This window comes from Streptomyces sp. NPDC058246 (assembly GCF_042881985.1).
In the GTDB taxonomy this organism is placed as follows: domain Bacteria; phylum Actinomycetota; class Actinomycetes; order Streptomycetales; family Streptomycetaceae; genus Streptomyces.
This window is the reverse complement of record NZ_JBHVWZ010000018.1, coordinates 57,364-75,557: the sequence shown is the minus strand read 5'-3', so window position 1 is coordinate 75,557 and position 18,194 is coordinate 57,364. Positions and strand designations below refer to the sequence as shown.

Genomic DNA, 18,194 nt, shown 5'->3' with positions numbered 1-18,194 from the left:
TCAGCCCGCGGCCACTGGGGACCCGGTCGCGGGCCGGCACGGTGACCACCGTGCCTCCGCCCCCAGCATCGCCACCAGCACCCCCACCAGCGCGAGGAGTTCGGCGAGCGCCGACAGGCGGACGCCGAGCGGCGTGGTGGCCAGGGTGACGGGCACCGCCGCCGCGCGTAGGTCACCGGGAAGAGCCGCAGGACAAGGGCCGCAGGACCGCCCGGAACGCCACGTCGCCCGTGAGGAAGAGGGCCACTCCGCCGGCGAGCGCGACGGCGGGAGCGGTGTGCAGATGCTCGGTGAGATGCCCGAGCGACTTCTTCGCGCCCGCCGCGAGACAGGCGATGCCGAGCAGCATGGGCAGGAAGGCGCGTATCCACGAAGTGCGCCGGGTCGAGACCGCCCGACTGGGCGCGCAGGAACGCCGCTTCACGCCCGCCCCTGAGCCGCGGACCGTGCTCGGCCATGAACGGCGTGACGAAGTGGAGCGCCGGCGCGAGCAGCCACAGACCCAGGATGCTGACCCTGCGCCCGGTCTCATCCCGTCCGGCGGTCCCTGCCTCGACCACTGCCGCGTTCATGTGTTCCCCAGAACCGATGATGCGCAGATCGTACGCGGCCGCTCCTGTGGTCCGCAGGCCTCTCTTTGTCCTGTGAGTGGAGAAAGTTGGCAGCAATTCCTGCGCGACTTCTTCCCACTCCCGGCAGCCGCTGCTACGTTCCCCTCGAAAGCAGGACCGGCGAAGTGGCCGGAACCCGACGGACGCAGGCCGATCGAGGCGGGGAGGGGCTCGTGAGACGTATGACGGCACGACCCGCGAACGCGCATCAGGCCCGGCTGCTGCGCCTGTTGCGCGACGGCGGCCCCAACTCCCGTGCCCAGCTGGGAGATCAGGTCGACCTCTCGCGGTCGAAACTGGCCGTCGAGGTGGAACGGCTCCTCGAGACCGGCCTCGTGGTGGCCGACGGACTCGCCGCATCCCGCGGTGGGCGCCGCTCCCACAACATCCGGCTGGCGCCCGCGCTGCGCTTCCTCGGCGTCGACATCGGCGCGACCTCGATCGACGTGGCCGTCACCAACGCGGAGCTGGAAGTGCTGGGGCACATCAACCAGCCCATGGACGTCCGCGAGGGCCCGGTCGCGGTCTTCGAGCAAGTCCTGTCCATGGCCGCGAAGTTGAGGGCCTCGGGGCTCGCGGAGGGGTTCGACGGCGCCGGGATCGGCGTACCGGGGCCCGTCCGTTTCCCCGAAGGCGTCCCGGTCGCCCCGCCGATCATGCCGGGCTGGGACGGCTTCCCGGTCCGGGAGGCGCTCAGCCAGGAACTCGGATGCCCGGTCATGGTCGACAACGACGTGAACCTGATGGCCATGGGGGAGCAGCACGCGGGCGTCGCACGCTCCGTGGGCGACTTCCTCTGCGTCAAGATCGGCACGGGTATCGGCTGCGGCATCGTCGTCGGCGGTGAGGTCTACCGCGGTACGACGGGCAGCGCCGGCGACATCGGGCACATCCAGGCCGTGCCCGACGGACGGCCCTGCGCCTGTGGCAACCGGGGCTGCCTCGAGGCCCACTTCAGCGGCGCCGCGCTCGCCCGCGACGCCACGGACGCCGCCCAGCAGGGACTCTCCGAGGAGCTGGCATCCCGGCTCGCGGCGGCAGGCACGCTCACCGCCGTCGACGTCGCCGCCGCGGCAGCGGCCGGCGACGCCACCGCCCTCGATCTCATCCGCGAGGGCGGCAACCGGACCGGCCAGGTCATCGCCGGCCTGGTCAGCTTCTTCAACCCCGGTCTCGTGGTGATCGGCGGTGGGGTGACGGGTCTCGGCCACACCCTGCTCGCCGCGATCCGCACCCAGGTCTACCGCCAGTCGCTGCCGCTGGCGACCGGCAATCTTCCCATCGTCCTGGGCGAGTTGGGCCCCACCGCCGGAGTCATCGGCGGAGCCCGGCTCATCAGCGACCACCTGTTCTCACCCGCGTAACTCCCGCCCTCGCGGGACCACCAGCACAGCGCCCTGCTCTGCCCTGCCTGAAAACGCTTGCTCCGCACGCGCTCCGCCCTGCAACCGGCCCGCACGCCTGCCAAGGGGAACCGTCATGGCACCAGAACCACCGCTGCTCACCATGTCCGGCATCACCAAGTCGTTCCCCGGCGTCCGGGCCCTCGACGGCGTCGACCTCGACGTCCAGGCCGGCGAAGTGCACTGCCTGCTCGGCCAGAACGGCGCCGGGAAGTCCACCCTCATCAAGGTCCTGGCCGGTGCCCACCAGCCCGACGAGGGCACCATCGGCTGGCGCGGAGAACACGTCACCCTCAGGTCGCCGATCGCCGCCATGCGCCTCGGTATCGCCACCATCTACCAGGAACTCGACCTGGTGGAGGGCCTGTCGGTGGCCGAGAACGTCCACCTCGGCCATGAACCCACGACAGCCGGTTTCGTCGTACGGGGAAAGGCGGCCAGAGCGTCAACAGCCGGTCTGCTCAAGCGACTTGGGCACCCGGAGATCGACCCGGCGCGGCTCGTCGGCGAGCTGTCGGCCGCCCAGCAGCAGATCGTCTCCATGGCCCGGGCGCTCTCCCACGACGTACGTCTGATCGTCATGGACGAGCCGTCGGCCGCCCTCGACCCCGACGAGGTCGACAACCTCTTCCGCATCGTGGGCGATCTGACCGCGGACGGCGTCGCCGTCGTCTACATCTCGCACCGCCTCGAGGAGATCCGCCGCATCGGCGACCGCGTGACGGTGCTGAAGGACGGGCGCGCGGTCGCGGGCGGACTGCCCGCCAAGTCCACGCCGACACGTGAGGTGGTGGCGCTGATGACCGGGCGCACCGTCGAGTACGTCTTCCCGGACCGGCCCGGGTCACGGCCTCCGGCCGCACCGGTGCTCACGCTCCAGGGCCTCGCCCGCGACGGGGAGTTCGCGCCACTCGACCTCGACCTGCGCCCCGGCGAGATCGTCGGCCTGGCCGGGCTCGTCGGCTCCGGGCGCTCCGAGATCCTGGAGACGATCTACGGGGCACGGAAACCGACCGCCGGTCACGTCAGCGTGGACGGACGGCCGTTGCGCCCCGGCAGCGTACGCGCCGCCGTCCGCGCCGGACTCGGGCTCGCCCCGGAGGAGCGCAAGGCGCAGGCCCTGCTGATGCTGGAGTCCGTCACCCGCAACGTGTCGGTCTCCTCCATGTCCCGCTTCGCGCACGGCGGTTGGATCGACCGTCGTGCCGAACGCGGCGCGGCCCGGGCCGCGACCCGCGAGCTGTCTCTGCGCCCCGACAACCCGTCGGTGCCGATCCGGACGCTGTCCGGCGGCAACCAGCAGAAGGCCGTCCTGGCGCGCTGGCTGCTGCGCGGCTGCCGGGTACTGCTCCTCGACGAACCCACCCGCGGGGTCGACGTCGGGGCCCGCGCCGAGCTGTACGCGGTCATCCGCCGCCTCGCCGACGAAGGCCTCGCCGTGCTGCTGGTCTCCAGCGAAGTACCCGAGGTGCTCGGCCTCGCCGACCGCGTGCTGGTGCTCCGCGAGGGGCGCGTCGTCCACACCGCGCCCGCCCGGGAGCTCGACGAACACCGTGTACTCGACCTCGTCATGGAAGGGACATCATGACGCAGCCCGCGTCACCGCCCAGGCCCGGTGACACCCGGAAGACATCGCCGACGGACGGCGACGGATCATGGCGGACGCTCGCGGCCCGCGCCGACGTCCGTACCCTCTCGCTCCTCGGGGTGCTCGCCGCCCTGATCGTCATCGGGGGCATCACCAAGCCCGACGAGTTCCTCGACACCCGCAACCTCCAACTCGTGCTCACCCAGGCCTCGGTGATCGGGGTCGTCACCGTCGGCATGACGTTCGTCATCACCTCCGGCGGCATCGACCTCTCGGTCGGCGCGATCGTCGCGCTCTCCTCGGTGTGGGCCACGACGGTCGCCACCCAGGAGTACGGCTTCGCGGGCGTCCTCTTCACGGCCGTGCTCGTCGGCCTCGGCTGCGGTCTCGTGAACGGCCTGCTCATCGCGTACGGCGGGATGGTCCCGTTCATCGCCACGCTCGCCATGCTCGCCTCGGCCCGCGGCCTCGCCCTCCAGATCACCGACGGCAAGACGCAGATCGTCACCATCGACGGGATCCTGAAACTCGGCGAGCGCGACTCGTACCTCCTCGGCGTACCGCCCCTGGTGCTCGTCTTCGCCGTCGTCACCGTCATCGGCTGGCTGATCCTCAACCGCACCACCTTCGGGCGGCGCACGGTCGCCGTCGGCGGCAACGCGGAGGCTGCCCGGCTCGCCGGCATCGACGTACGACGCCAGCGGCTGTACCTCTATCTGCTCTCCGGACTGTGCTGCGGCATCGCCGCCTTCCTGCTGATCATCCTGTCCGGATCCGGCCAGAACACCAACGGCAACCTGTACGAACTCGACGCCATCGCCGCCGCGATCATCGGCGGGACCCTGCTCAGCGGGGGCCGCGGCACCATCACCGGCTCGGTGCTCGGCGTCCTGATCTTCACGACGATCACCAACATCTTCGCGCTGAACAACCTCCAGAGCGACGTCCAGCAGATCGCCAAGGGCGCGATCATCGTCGCCGCGGTCCTGGTCCAGCGGCGCACAGCACGCACGACCTGACACGACCTGACACGGGAAGGGTCCACCGCCATGCCAGAACCCACGAGCCGCACCGGCCCCACCGGCCACACGAGTCGCAGAGGACTGCTCTTCGGTACCGCCGCCGTCTCGGCCGGTGCCCTCCTCGCCGGCTGCACCAGCAACGACACCAAGAACGAGAAGACGGCCGCCAACAGCCAGCCGGCCGCCGACGACAAGCCCGGTAAGCACGTCACCATCGGCTTCGCGGGCCCGCAGGCCGACCACGGCTGGCTCAACGCCATCAACGACAACGCCAAGAGCCGCGCCAAGAAGTACGCGGACGTCACCCTGGAGATCACCGAGGGCTCCAACGACACGGCCGCGCAGATCGGCCAGATCGAGACACTGATCAACAAGAAGGTCGACGTCCTGGTCGTGCTGCCCGCCGACGGCGCGGCGCTCACCCAGGTCGGCCTCAAGGCGATGCGCGCCGGCATCCCCGTGGTCAACCTGGACCGGATCTTCAGTTCACCGCAGGCGTACCGCTGTTGGATCGGCGGTGACAACTACGGTATGGGTCTCAGCGCCGGCCACTACATCGGCGAGAAGCTCAAGGACAAGAAGAACGCCCGCGTCATCGAACTCGCCGGGCTCGACAACCTCGAGCTCACCAAGCAGCGCACCCAGGGCTTCGACGCCGCCCTGAAGAACTATCCCAACGTCAAGAAGGTCGCCCGGCAGGCCGCCGAGTTCACCGTCGAGTCCGGGCAGGCCAAGATGGCCCAACTCCTCCAGGCCCAACCGAAGTTCGACGCGCTGTGGAACCACGACGACGATCAGGGCGTCGGCGCCCTGCGCGCCATCAAGCAGGCCGGGCGCGACGACTTCCTGATGGTCGGCGGCGCCGGCGCGCTCTCCGCCTTCCAGGCCATCGACGCCGACAACAGCGTTCTCAAGGCCACCGTCCTGTACCCGCCCACCATGGCCGCGTCCGCGATCGACCTCGCTCGCGCGCTCGGCCAGGGCAAGGGCGTCGGCGGCCTCGCCGAGTTCGAGATCCCCGCGTCGCTCACTCTCTACTCGGCCGTCGTCGACAAGGACAACGTCCAGCAGTACATGGCCACCGGCTTCAAGTGAGATGCCCTGCCCCGGGGGCCCTGTCCGGCAGCAGCAGACCGGGCCCCACCCCCCACCGTGTCACGACGACGAGGAGGACATCCGCATGGGACAGCCGCACCAGGGCGACGAGGCCGAGAAACCGTCATTGGGCGTGGGCATGGTCGGTTACGCGTTCATGGGCGCCGCCCACTCGCAGGGCTGGCGCACCGTGGGCCACGTCTTCGACCTGCCACGCAATCCGGTCCTCGCCGCCGTCTGCGGCCGTGACGGACAGGCTGTGCGGGCCATGGCGGACCGGCACGGCTGGGCGGCGGCCGAGACCGACTGGCGGGCCCTGATCGCCCGGGACGACGTCGACCTCGTCGACATCTGCACCCCCGGCGACAGCCACGCCGAGATCGCCCTCGCCGCCCTGGCCGCGGGCAAGCACGTGCTGTGCGAGAAGCCCCTCGCGAACACGGTGGACGAGGCCGTCGCCATGGCCGCGGCCGCCGAAGCGGCGGCCGCTCGCGGACAGTTGGCCATGGTCGGCTTCAACTACCGCCGGGTGCCCGCCACGTCGCTCGCCCGGCAGATGGTGGCCGAGGGGCGCCTGGGCACCTTGCGGCACGTACGGGTGACGTACCTCCAGGACTGGCTGGTGGACCCGGAGTTCCCGCTGACCTGGCGGCTGCGCAAGGAACTGGCCGGGTCGGGGGCGCTCGGCGACCTCGGCGCGCACATCGTCGACCTCGCGCAGTATCTGGCCGGGGAGCCGCTCGTCGGAGTCTCCGCCCTCACCGAGACGTTCGTACGGCAGCGGCCGCTGCCCGGCGGGGCGTCGAGCGGGCTGTCGGCCGTCGCGGAGGCGGGCGACGCCGGAGGCGGGTCGGGGCCCGGGTCCGGCAGTTTCACCGGCTCCGGCTCTGACTCTGACTCCGGGTCCGGCACTGTAACCGGCTCCGGCTCTGACTCTGACTCCGGGTCCGGCACTGTCACCGGCTCTGCCTTCGGGTCCGGATCCGGGGCCGGCGTGGGCACGGTCACCGTCGACGACGCCGCCCTGTTCACCGCCCGCTTCGCCTCCGGCGCCCTCGCCTCCTTCGAGGCCTCCCGCTTCGCCACCGGGCGCAAGAACTCTCTGCGCATCGAACTCAACGGTGAGCGCGGCTCGTTGGCCTTCGACCTGGAGCGCCTCAACGAACTCTCGTACCACGATCACACCGAACCCGGCGCGCACGCGGGATTCCGTCGCATCCTCGTCACCGAGCCCGACCACCCCTACCTGGACGCCTGGTGGCCGCCGGGCCACGGACTCGGCTACGAGCACACCTTCGTGCACCAGGCCCGCGACCTCGTGCAGGCCATCGCGGCGGGCCACGCTCCGGTGCCGTCCTTCGCCGACGGGCTGCAAGTGCAGCGCGTGCTCGCGGCGGTGGAGGAGAGCGCCGAGAAGAACTCCGTCTACACACCCATCGCGGTCTGAGGAGGCCCGGTATGCCGCGCAATTTCACGCTCTTCACCGGCCAGTGGGCCGACCTGCCGCTGGAAGAGGTCTGCCGACTCGCCCGCGAATTCGGTTACGACGGGCTCGAACTCGCCTGCTGGGGCGACCACTTCGAGGTCGACAAGGCGCTCGCCGACCCCTTGTACATCGAGTCCCGGCACGCGCTCCTCGACAAGTACGGCCTCAAGTGCTGGGCGATCTCCAACCACCTGGTCGGCCAGGCCGTCTGCGACGCCATCATCGACGAGCGCCACCGGGCCATCCTGCCCGCCCGCATCTGGGGCGACGGCGAGGCGGAGGGCGTACGGCAGCGGGCCGCCGCCGAGATCGCCGACACCGCACGCGCGGCGGCGGCCTTCGGCGTCGACACCGTCATCGGCTTCACCGGCTCGGCGATCTGGCATCTGGTCGCGATGTTCCCGCCCGCCCCCGAGTCGATGATCGAGCGCGGCTACGAGGACTTCGCGACGCGCTGGAACCCGATCCTGGACGTCTTCGACGCGCAGGGCGTGCGGTTCGCACACGAAGTCCACCCGAGCGAGATCGCGTACGACTACTGGACCACGCACAAGGCACTGGCGGCGGTCGACCACCGTCCCGCCTTCGGCCTGAACTTCGACCCGTCCCACTTCGTGTGGCAGGACCTCGACCCGGTCGGCTTCCTCTACGACTTCCGCGACCGGATCTACCACGTCGACTGCAAGGAAGCCCGCAAGCGGCTCGACGGACGCAACGGCCGCCTCGGCTCGCACCTGCCCTGGGGCGACCCGCGGCGCGGCTGGGACTTCGTCTCCGCGGGCCACGGCGACGTCCCCTGGGAGGACGTCTTCCGCATGCTGCGCTCCATCGACTACGCGGGCCCCGTCTCCGTCGAGTGGGAGGACGCCGGCATGGACCGCCTCCAGGGCGCGCCCGAGGCCCTGACCCGCCTCAAGGCATACGACTTCGAGCCGCCGTCGGCCTCGTTCGACGCGGCGTTCGGCGGCAACGACTAGGCCGCGCAGCACAGTTCGGCGCAGCACAGTTCGGCGCAGAAGAGTTCATCGCACTCCGGGGTGACGGCGCACCCCGGCGTACCGCCGCACCGCGGCACCCGCCCGTACGACCAGCCCCTTCATGGAGGCATTTCGTGCACCCGTACGTCAGAAACAGGAAGAACACGAGCCACTCGAGACGTCCGAGACTCCGCGGGGCACTCGCCCTGCTCAGCGGCGCGCTGCTCGCGGCCGCTTCCCTCACCCTGACCGCACCCCAGGCAGGCGCAGCCGTCGCCGGGCAGGACAGCGCGGTCGCCCGGCAGAACAGCGCGGCCGCTGCGGAGGACTTCCAGCAAGTCACCCTCGCCAAGGGCGAGCCCGAGGTCGGCGAGCCCATGTCACTCGCCGTGCTCCCCGACCGCTCGGTCCTGCACACCTCACGCGACGGTGAACTCCGCCTCACCGACGCGGCGGGCAACACCAAGATCGCGGGCAAGCTCGACGTGTACTCGCACGACGAGGAAGGCCTGCAAGGCGTGGGCATCGACCCCGGCTTCGCCACCAACCGCTACATCTACCTCTACTACGCGCCGCCCCTGAACACCCCGGCGGGCGACGCCCCGGAGACCGGCACCGCCGCCGACTTCGCTCCCTTCGACGGAGTCAACCGCCTCTCTCGCTTCGTCCTCAAGGCCGACGGCACGCTGGACAACGCCAGTGAGAAGAAGATCCTCGACGTGCAGACGTCCCGTGGCATCTGCTGCCACGTCGGCGGCGACATCGACTTCGACGCGGCCGGAAACCTCTACCTCTCGACCGGGGACGACTCCAACCCCTTCCAGTCCGACGGCTTCACCCCCATCGACGAGCGCGCCGACCGCAACCCGGCCTTCGACGCCCAGCGTTCGGCCGGCAACACCAACGACCTGCGCGGCAAGATCCTGCGCATCAAGGTGAACGCCGACGGCTCGTACTCCATCCCCGACGGCAACCTCTTCGCGCCTGGCACGGACAAGACGCGCCCCGAGATCTACGCGATGGGCTTCCGCAACCCGTTCCGCTTCAGCGTCGACAAGGCGACCGGCATCCTGTACGTCGGTGACTACGGCCCGGACGCGGGCGCGGCCGACCCGGCCCGCGGCCCCGGCGGCCAGGTCGAGTTCGCCCGCGTGACCGGCCCCGGCAACTTCGGCTGGCCGTACTGCACGGGCAAGAACGACGCCTACGTGGACTACGACTTCGCGACCAAGACGTCCGGCGCGACCTTCGACTGCAACGCGCCCAAGAACAACTCGCCCCACAACACCGGCCTCACCGACCTGCCCCCGGCCCAGGCCGCCTGGATCCCCTACGACGGCGGGTCCGTCCCGGAGTTCGGCAGCGGCTCGGAGTCCCCCATGGGCGGTCCGGTCTACCACTACGACGCCTCGCTCGACTCGCCCGTGAAGTTCCCGCAGGCGTACGACGGGAACTTCTTCGCCGGAGAGTTCGGCCGCCGCTGGATCAAGCGGATCGTGTCGGACGGCAGCGGCACCGTGCAGTCCATCAACGCCTTCCCCTGGACGGGCACCCAGGTGATGGACATGGCCTTCGGCCCCGACGGGGCGCTGTACGTCCTCGACTACGGCACCGCCTGGTTCGGCGGCGACGAGCACTCGGGCCTGTACCGCATCGAGAACGCCACCGACGGCCACTCGCCCGTACCGCAGGCCGCGGCCGACCGCACCTCCGGACAGGCACCCCTCAAGGTCAGCTTCTCCTCGGCCGGTTCGACCGACGCCGACGGTGACGCCCTCACCTACAGCTGGGACTTCGGCGACGGCGGCAAGTCGACCGCGCCGAACCCGACGTACAAGTACAAGAAGAACGGCACCTACACCGCCACCGTGACCGCCAAGGACCCGGGTGGCCGTACGGGCAGCGCCAGCGTCCAGGTCGTCGTCGGCAACACCGCGCCCAAGGTGACGCTCGAACTGCCCCGGGACGGCCAGCTGTTCAGCTTCGGCGACACCGTGCCCTTCAAGGTGAAGGTGACCGACCCGGAGGACGGGACGATCGACTGCTCCAAGGTGAAGGTCAACTTCATCCTCGGCCACGACAGCCACGGTCACCTGCTGACCTCCGCCAACGGCTGCTCCGGAACCATCGCGACCGGCGCGGGCAACGGCCATGACGACGACGCGAACATCTTCGGTGTCTTCGACGCCGAGTACACGGACGGCGGAGGCGGCGGACAGGCCTCGCTGACCAGCCACGACCAGCATGTCACCCAGCCCAGGCACCGCCAGGCCGAGCACTACGGCACCGCTTCGGGGATCACCGTGCAGTCGAAGGCCACCGCGCACGGCGGCAAGACGGTGGGCGACATCAATAACGGCGACTGGATCGCGTTCAAGCCGTACGTGCTGAGCAACGCCACGAAGATCACGGCACGTATCTCGTCCGCCGGATCGGGCGGCACCCTCGAGGTCCGCGCGGGCTCCGCCACCGGCCGCCTGCTCGGCACCGCGACCGTACCGGTGACCGGCGGCTGGGACACCTTCCAGGACGTGACCGCGGATCTCTCCGGTGCGCCGCGCGGCACCACCACGCTCTACCTCGTCTTCAAGGGCAGCGGCACCGGCGCGCTCTACGACGTGGACGACTTCACCTTCACGACGAGCTGAAGGGCTGTGTGACTGTCATGCGCGCATCAGCACAGATGCTGACGGTGGGTGCCGCGGCCGCTCTGCTCATCGGCTGCGTGTCGGGACCGGCCGCGTCGAAGGACGCGGACGAGAGCCGGGTCCTGGTCTTCTCCAAGACCGCCGGCTTCAGGCACGACTCGATTCCCGAGGGCATCGCGGCCGTACGGGACCTGGGCACGGAGGGCGGCTTCGCCGTCGACGCCACCGAGGACGCGGGCGCCTTCACCACCCGCAACCTCGCCCGGTACGACGCCGTGGTCTTCCTGTCCACCACGGGTGACGTCCTCGACGACACCCAACAGGCCGCCTTCGAGCGGTACATCGAGCGGGGCGGCGGCTACGTGGGCATCCACGCGGCCGCCGACACCGAGTACGACTGGGCCTTCTACGGCGGTCTGGCGGGCGCCTACTTCCAGTCGCACCCCGCCATCCAGCCCGCGACGGTCGACGTCGAGGACCGGGCCCACCCGGCGACCTCGGACCTGCCGAAGGCCTGGGCCCGCACGGACGAGTGGTACAACTACCGCTCCAATCCGCGCGATCACGCCCACGTCCTCGCCTCGCTCGACGAGTCGTCGTACACCGGCGGCACGATGAGCGGCGATCATCCGATCGCCTGGTGCCAGGAATACCGGGGCGGCCGCGCCTTCTACACCGGGGGCGGCCACACCAAGGAGTCGTACGCCGAACCGGCCTTCCGCCGGCACCTGTCGGGCGGCATCCGGTACGCCATCGGCGACGCCCAGGCGGACTGCCGCCCGGAGAACGGCTACCGGCCGCTCTTCGACGGCACGGCCCAGTCCCTGTCGGCGTGGAAGCAGGCGGGTCCGGGTTCGTTCTCGCTGTCGGACGACGGCACGCTCACCTCGCACGGCGGTCTGGGGATGCTCTGGTACACCGGATCGGGGGCCGACTCGGGGGCCGACTCGGGGGGCGACTCCGGCTTCGGCTCGTACTCGCTGAAGCTGGACTGGAAGGTGGCCGGGGACGACAACTCCGGTGTCTTCGTGGGCTTCCCGGCCTCCGACGACCCCTGGTCCGCCGTGAACAACGGCTACGAGATCCAGATCGACGCGACCGACGCCCCCGATCGCACCACCGGGGCCGTGTACAGCTTCCAGTCCGCCGACATCAAGAAGCGCGACCGCGCGCTCAACCCGCCGGGGGAGTGGAACACGTACGAGATCCGCGTGGAGGGCGAGCGGCTCCGCGTCTGGCTCAACGGCGTGAAGGTCAACGATTTCACCAACACCGATCCGGCACGGAGTCTGCGTGACGGGCACGTCGGCATCCAGAACCACGGAGCCGACGACCAGGTGTCCTTCCGCGACATCCGGATCAAGGAACTGCCCACGAAGCCCGCGACACCCCTCCCACACGGGGCTTCGTCGGGCAACTGAGCGGCGGCGGGCGGGAGACGCCGTACTCCCGCCCGCCGTCCCGTCCCTCGCTGCTCCTGGCTGACGTATCCCCGGCCGACGTATTTCCTGGCCGACGTAACTCCCGGCTGACGTATCTCCTGGCTTACGCACGATGAGGAGGCTGCTGCCCATGTCCGTGTCCCCTGCTGATCCCCGGGTGGGGGTGTGGCTGATCGGAGCGCGCGGCTCCGTCGCCACCACCGTCATCACCGGCTGTGCTGCCGTCACCGCCGGGCTGCACGCCCCCACGGGCATGATCACCGAAACCGACCTCTTCGCCGACTGCGGCCTGCCCGCGCTGTCGTCCCTGGTCTTCGGCGGCCACGACACGGTGGACTGCCCGCTCCCGAAACGGGCGGAGGCCCTGGTCGCCGGTGGCGTCCTCCCGCACGGCCTTCCCTCGGCGGTCGCGGCCGAACTGGCCGCCGCCGACCGGGAGATCCGCCCCGGTGGCCCCACGCCCGGCGACACCCACGACCCGGCCGAGCTCGTCGACGCCTTCGCCGCGGACATACGGGACTTCGTCCGCCGGTACGGCCTGTCCCGGGCGGTCGTGGTGAACGTGGCCTCGACAGAGCCCGCCCTCGCAGAGCCCGTCCTCGCAGACCCTGCCATCGCAGGGAAGGCCGTGGTCGAGACCGCCCGCGGAGCGGCGGCATCCGTGGGGGCCGCTCACGGAGGGGCGGCGCTGCCCCCGAGCTCGCTCTACGCGGCGGCGGCGTTGCGGGCCGGCTGCCCGTACGTGAACTTCACCCCCTCGACGGGTCTGCACCACCCGGAGCTGACATCCCTGGCCGAGTCCAGTGGGCTGCCCTACGCGGGCCGCGACGGCAAGACCGGCCAGACGCTGCTCCGGTCGGTGCTCGGCCCGATGTTCGCCGAGCGCGCGCTCGCCGTCCGCGCCTGGTCCGGCACCAACCTCCTGGGCGGCGGCGACGGCGCCGCGCTCGCCGACCCCGCCGCCGCCGCGGCCAAGAACGCCGGCAAGGAGCGCGTACTGGCCGACACCCTGGGCGCCGCTCCGGAGGGCGAGACCCACATCGACGACGTCCCCGCCCTCGGTGACTGGAAGACCGCCTGGGACCACATCGCCTTCGACGGCTTCCTCGGCACCCGGATGATCCTCCAGACCACGTGGCAGGGCTGCGACTCCGCACTCGCGGCCCCCCTCGTCCTCGACCTCGCCCGCCTGACCGCACGCGCCCACGAGGCCGGCCTCACCGGATCGTTGAGCGATCTCGGCTTCTACTTCAAGGACCCGGTGGGGGAGGGCCCCTCGGCACTGGGGGACCAGTACGCGGCCCTGGCGGCCTTCGCGGCGCGACTTCGGGAACTTTCCGGGGAGGGACTGTGAGGGTGTGGGGGCTTGGCGGGAGTGGGTCGAGTGCGCCGAATGGGTCGAGCGGGGCGGGTGCGCAGGGTCCTCTGGGTCCGCGGACGGGGCTGGGCGCGTCGGGTGCGTCGGGTAGGCCGGCTGGGCGGGGAAGTTCGGGTGCGACGGGTGGGGTGGACGCGCGGGCCGGCGTAGCTGCGGCGGGTGGGCCGGGCGAACCCGCGCAGGTGGGGGCGCGGGCCGGGTCGGATCCAAAGGTTGGGACGGGCGCGTCGGCCGACTCGGTCCCGAGGACCACGAGAGCGCAGGCGGGGGAGAGCGCGCAGGCGGCGGAGAGCGCGCGGGCTGGGAAGTGGGTGCGTGCGGCGAAGTGGGTGCGTGTGGGGAAGGGGGCGCGTGCGGGGAATGCGGCGCATGCGAAGGGCTGGGACCGGGCCCGGTCCTGGGCCGAACTACTCCGGCTCCCGGCCCTGTTCACCGTCCCCGGAGACGCGCTCGCGGGGGCCGCCGCCGTCGGCGCACGCCCCAACTCCCGCACCCTGCTCGCCATCGGTTCCTCCCTCTGCCTGTACGAGGCGGGCATGGCCCTCAACGACTGGTCCGACCGCGCCGAGGACGCCGTCGAACGCCCGCACCGCCCGCTGCCGTCGGGCCGCATACACCCGGCCGCAGCGCTGACTGCGGCCGGAGTCCTGACAGCGGCGGGCCTAGCCCTGGCGGCACGCGCGGGTCGCCCGGCCCTCGCGGTCGCCGCGCCCCTCGCCGCCACGGTCTGGGCATACGACCTGAAACTCAAACGAACCCCCGCCGGACCTGCGGCCATGGCCGCCGCCCGCGGCCTGGACGTACTCCTCGGCGCGACGGCGGCCGCGAGCACGCATCCCAGCCGGGACACCCGCCCGGGCGCCGCGACCACCGCCCATACCCCGCGTGGCCGGATGGGGCGTCTCGGCTCGGCGGCCACCGGAGGCGCCGAGCGCGACGTGTCCGTGCCCCCTGGCGCGCGGACCACCGCCGGTACCCCTCGCGGTTGGAGTCGGCTGCTTGGTTCGTCGGTGCCTGATGGTGCCGTGGGCGGTGGGTCTGTGCCTCCTGGTGCGGCGGCCACTGTCGGTACAGCTCGCGGTTGGGGCCGGCTCTTTGGTTCGTCGCTGGCTGGTGGTGCCGTGGCCGGTGGGTCTGTGCCTCCTGGTGCGGCGGCCACTGTCGGTACGGCTCGCGGTTGGGGCCGGCTCTTTGGTTCGTCGCTGGCTGGTGGTGCCGTGGGCGGGGTGTCCGTGCCGCCAGGTGCGGTGACCATCGAACGTCGTCCTCGCAGCCGGAACCGACCTCTCGGCTCGGTGACCGTCGGAGCTTCCGCACGCGACCGGGAGGTGATCGCGGGTGCGGCGACCGTCGGGGGTACCCGAGGCCAGGACCTGGTCCTCAGCGTGACGGCCGCCTGTCGTACTGCCCTCCCCGCCGCTCTCGCCCTGGCCGCCCACACCTTCGCGGTGACCACGGTGTCGCGCGGTGAGACGCAGGGCGGTTCGTCGGTGGCACCGTTGGCCGCGCTGGCCACGACCGGAGTGCTGGCCTGGGAACTGGCGAACGGCCGATCCGGCACGCGCCCGCCTGTCGGTGAGGCTCCAACAGGCGGGCCCCCAGGGCATGACGGCACGCGAGCGGGGTCGGGCCGGCAACAGGCCCCCTCTGTACGCCCCGGCCCCTCACCGCACCCCGTGTCAGACACCCTCCGCGGCGCCCTCACCCTCGCGTTCGCCGCCACCTCCGCCCGCCCCCTCTTCCACGCCGCCCTGAACCCCTCACCCGCGCTCACCCAGCGAGCCGTCGGCGGCGGAATCCGCGCCATGATCCCGCTCCAAGCCACCCTCGCGGCCCGCGCGGGCGCACCCGTGACCGCCCTCCTGACAGCCGCACTCGCCCCGGCCGCCCGCACGTTCGCGAGGAAGGTGAGCGTCACATGACCCCGAGCCCGTGCCCGTCCGAGCAGGCGACCGCGCACGCGAGGCCGGATCCTTCCTCCCACCCCCTCCGGTTCGGCTACGGAACCAACGGCCTCACCGACCTCCGTCTCGACGACGCCCTCGCCCTCCTCGCCGACCTCGGCTACGACGGCGTGGGCCTGACCCTCGACCACATGCACCTGGACCCGCTCGCCCCGGACCTGGCCGCCCGTACCGGGAAGGTGGCCCACAGGCTGTCGGCACTCGGCCTCGGCGTCACGGTGGAAACCGGCGGCCGCTATGTCCTCGACCCACGACGCAAACACGGCCCCTCGCTCCTCGACCCGGACGCGGACGACCGTGCGCGCCGCGTCGACCTGCTCGTCCGTGCCGTCCAGGTCGGCAGCGATCTCGGCGCCCACGCCGTGCACTGCTTCAGCGGAGTCACCCCGCCCGGCACGGACGAGGACACCGCCTGGAAACGCCTGGCCGAGGCGCTCACCCCGGTGCTGGACGCCGCCACCCGCGCCGGCGTCCCCCTCGCCGTCGAACCCGAACCCGGCCACCTGCTCTCCTCCCTCGCCGGCTTCCACCGCCTGCGCCGAACACTCGGCGACCCGGCCGCGCTCGGGCTCACCCTGGACATCGGTCACTGCCAGTGCCTCGAACCCCTCCCTCCCGCCGACTGCGTACGCGCCGCCGCCCCCTGGCTGCGTCACGTCCAGATCGAGGACATGCGCCGCGGCATCCATGAACACCTCCCGTTCGGGGACGGGGAGATCGACTTCCCGCCCGTACTCGAAGCCCTGGCCTCCACCGGCTACCAGGCGCTCACCGTCGTCGAACTGCCCCGCCACTCCCATGCGGGCCCCCACTTCGCCGAACAGTCCCTCCCGTTCCTCCACCGCGCGGCCCGGGCGACCCCCACAGGCCCCGAAGGGAGAACCCCGTGAACCACCCCCACCGAACCCAGCGCGACCAGTCCAGTCCGCCCGGCCACGACCGCCATCACCCCCACGCCAACCAGGCCGGCCCCCCGTCCCACCCGGCCCTCGCCGCCCTGCACGCCCGCCTCGACAGCCACCTCGGTGGAGCCGCCCGCGCCTGGCTCGACCAGGCCCTCGACGAGGCGGCCGCCCACCCCGGCATCCACGGGCCCATCTCCGTCTGGGAGTTGCGGATCGCCGAGGCCGGACGCCGGTGCGGGCCGCAGTACGCCGACGCCGCCCGCGTCCTCCTCCTGCACGCCGCCCGCGCCGATCCGGACGCACTCACCCGCGTCTACCGCCAGGGCACCGCCGCCGAACGCCGAGCCGTCCTGCACGCCCTCCCTCACCTCGTGCCGGGCCCCGACGCGCTGCCCCTCGTCGAGGACGCCCTGCGCACCAACGACACCCGGCTGGTCGCGGCCGCCGTCGGCCCCTACGCCGCCCGCCACCTGGACGCCCACAACTGGCGGCACGCCGTCCTGAAGTGCCTGTTCACCGGCGTCCCCGTCGACGAGGTGGCCGAACTGCCCCGGCGCGCCCACGCCGACGCCGAACTCGCCCGCATGCTCGGCGACTACGCCGAGGAACGCGCCGCCGCGGGCCGTCCCGTACCCGAGGACCTGTACCGCGTCCTGGCGCTGACGGAGCCCACCCAGCCCGCCGAGCGAACCGATCCCGCCAAGACCGCCGAGCCCATCGAACCCACGGCCACCCCCACCGGCACGCCCGGCAGCCCCGGCGCGTCGCCCAGTCCCGGCATGTCGGAGAACCCCGGCACGTCGGGCACCCCCGGCAAGGAGTCCTGATGCGCATCTTCGACCCCCACATCCATATGACGTCACGGACCACCGACGACTACGAGGCCATGCACGCCGCGGGCGTCCGCGCCGTCGTCGAGCCCTCCTTCTGGCTCGGCCAGCCCCGCACCTCACCCGCCTCCTTCCTCGACTACTTCGACTCCCTGCTCGGCTGGGAGCCCTTCCGCGCCGCCCAGTACGGCATCGCTCACCACTGCACGCTCGCCCTGAACCCCAAGGAGGCGAACGACCCCCGCTGCGTCCCGGTCCTGGACGAGCTGCCCAGGTATCTCGTCAAGGACCAGGTCGTGGCCGTGGGCGAGATCGGCTACGACTCGATGACCCCGGCCGAGGACAACGCGCTCGCCGCCCAGCTCCAACTCGCGGCCGACCACGAACTGCCCGCGCTCGTCCACACCCCCCACCGCGACAAGCTGGCCGGCCTGCGCCGCACCCTGGACGCCGTCCGCGACTCCGCCCTGCCCCCGGACCGGGTCCTCGTCGACCACCTCAACGAGACCACCGTGAAGGAGGCCAAGGACAGCGGCTGCTGGCTGGGCTTCTCCGTCTATCCGGACACCAAGATGGACGAGGAGCGGATGGTCGCGATCCTGCGGGAGTACGGGCCGGAGCGGGTGCTCGTCAACTCGGCCGCGGACTGGGGGAGAAGCGATCCCCTCAAGACCCGCCGGGTCGGCGACGCCCTGCTGGAGGCCGGGTTCACCGACGACGAGGTCGACCGGGTGCTGTGGCGCAATCCGGTGGCCTTCTATGGGCTCAGCGGCCGGCTGAACCTCCTGGGCACGAATCCGGGTGTCACCCACGAGGGCAACTCCATCCTCCGCGGCGGGGAGTGA

At 71.7% G+C, this 18,194-nt stretch carries 14 protein-coding genes and 1 pseudogene; 13 read left to right on the top strand and 2 right to left on the bottom strand.

Annotated elements, in window-relative coordinates; all coding sequences use genetic code 11:
• Together ACFVXA_RS25070 and ACFVXA_RS25065 are read right to left on the bottom strand one after the other, a co-directional pair.
• Entirely contained in the window at nucleotides 1–156 is a 156-nt protein-coding gene (locus ACFVXA_RS25070; RefSeq protein WP_383745064.1) for a hypothetical protein, read from the bottom strand.
• A gap of 16 nt (nucleotides 157–172) precedes the next feature.
• The gene (locus ACFVXA_RS25065) at nucleotides 173–424 is read right to left on the bottom strand and encodes a low temperature requirement protein A (protein ID WP_383908373.1); all 252 of its coding nucleotides are present in this window, start codon (nucleotides 422–424) and stop codon (nucleotides 173–175) included.
• A 369-nt stretch (nucleotides 425–793) separates the two neighbouring features.
• On the opposite strand from ACFVXA_RS25065, the gene ACFVXA_RS25060 reads away from it, so the two are divergent.
• The 13 genes and pseudogenes from ACFVXA_RS25060 to ACFVXA_RS25000 all read left to right on the top strand — a co-directional run bounded on the left by ACFVXA_RS25060 (nucleotide 794) and on the right by ACFVXA_RS25000 (nucleotide 18,194).
• Nucleotides 794–1,975, top strand: a complete 1,182-nt coding sequence (locus ACFVXA_RS25060; RefSeq protein ID WP_362028775.1) for an ROK family transcriptional regulator — start codon at nucleotides 794–796, stop codon at nucleotides 1,973–1,975.
• Between the two features lie 115 nt (nucleotides 1,976–2,090).
• On the top strand, nucleotides 2,091–3,602 hold the full coding sequence (locus tag ACFVXA_RS25055; RefSeq protein ID WP_390026762.1) for a sugar ABC transporter ATP-binding protein: 1,512 nt from the start codon (nucleotides 2,091–2,093) through the stop codon (nucleotides 3,600–3,602).
• Nucleotides 3,599–4,621 carry an ABC transporter permease gene (locus ACFVXA_RS25050; protein WP_390026760.1) on the top strand — a complete coding sequence of 341 codons (1,023 nt, stop codon included), beginning with the start codon at nucleotides 3,599–3,601 and terminating at the stop codon, nucleotides 4,619–4,621. Before ACFVXA_RS25055 ends, ACFVXA_RS25050 begins: the two co-directional genes overlap by 4 nt.
• A gap of 30 nt (nucleotides 4,622–4,651) precedes the next feature.
• Entirely contained in the window at nucleotides 4,652–5,719 is a 1,068-nt protein-coding gene (locus ACFVXA_RS25045; protein WP_390026758.1) for a substrate-binding domain-containing protein, read from the top strand.
• 85 nt (nucleotides 5,720–5,804) lie between these two features.
• Complete coding sequence (locus tag ACFVXA_RS25040; RefSeq protein WP_390026756.1) at nucleotides 5,805–7,166, top strand: Gfo/Idh/MocA family protein; 1,362 nt, start codon at nucleotides 5,805–5,807, stop codon at nucleotides 7,164–7,166.
• Between the two features lie 11 nt (nucleotides 7,167–7,177).
• The gene (locus tag ACFVXA_RS25035) at nucleotides 7,178–8,182 is read left to right on the top strand and encodes a sugar phosphate isomerase/epimerase family protein (protein WP_390026754.1); all 1,005 of its coding nucleotides are present in this window, start codon (nucleotides 7,178–7,180) and stop codon (nucleotides 8,180–8,182) included.
• 134 nt (nucleotides 8,183–8,316) lie between these two features.
• Nucleotides 8,317–10,830, top strand: a complete 2,514-nt coding sequence (locus tag ACFVXA_RS25030) for a PQQ-dependent sugar dehydrogenase (protein ID WP_390026752.1) — start codon at nucleotides 8,317–8,319, stop codon at nucleotides 10,828–10,830.
• Between the two features lie 17 nt (nucleotides 10,831–10,847).
• Entirely contained in the window at nucleotides 10,848–12,251 is a 1,404-nt protein-coding gene (locus ACFVXA_RS25025; RefSeq protein WP_390026749.1) for a ThuA domain-containing protein, read from the top strand.
• Nucleotides 12,252–12,402: 151 nt separating this feature from the next.
• Nucleotides 12,403–13,626, top strand: a complete 1,224-nt coding sequence (locus ACFVXA_RS25020) for an inositol-3-phosphate synthase (RefSeq protein WP_390026746.1) — start codon at nucleotides 12,403–12,405, stop codon at nucleotides 13,624–13,626.
• 359 nt (nucleotides 13,627–13,985) lie between these two features.
• Nucleotides 13,986–14,481: pseudogene (locus ACFVXA_RS25015) on the top strand (UbiA family prenyltransferase); the annotation flags it as partial.
• Between the two features lie 1,087 nt (nucleotides 14,482–15,568).
• Nucleotides 15,569–16,504: a sugar phosphate isomerase/epimerase family protein gene (locus ACFVXA_RS25010; RefSeq protein ID WP_384022535.1), complete on the top strand. Its 936-nt coding sequence runs from the start codon at nucleotides 15,569–15,571 to the stop codon at nucleotides 16,502–16,504.
• Between the two features lie 107 nt (nucleotides 16,505–16,611).
• Nucleotides 16,612–17,346, top strand: coding sequence for an EboA domain-containing protein (locus ACFVXA_RS25005; protein ID WP_390026818.1), 735 nt, complete (start codon nucleotides 16,612–16,614; stop codon nucleotides 17,344–17,346).
• Nucleotides 17,346–18,194, top strand: coding sequence for a TatD family hydrolase (locus tag ACFVXA_RS25000; RefSeq protein ID WP_390026743.1), 849 nt, complete (start codon nucleotides 17,346–17,348; stop codon nucleotides 18,192–18,194). The genes ACFVXA_RS25005 and ACFVXA_RS25000 overlap by 1 nt, the downstream gene beginning before the upstream one ends.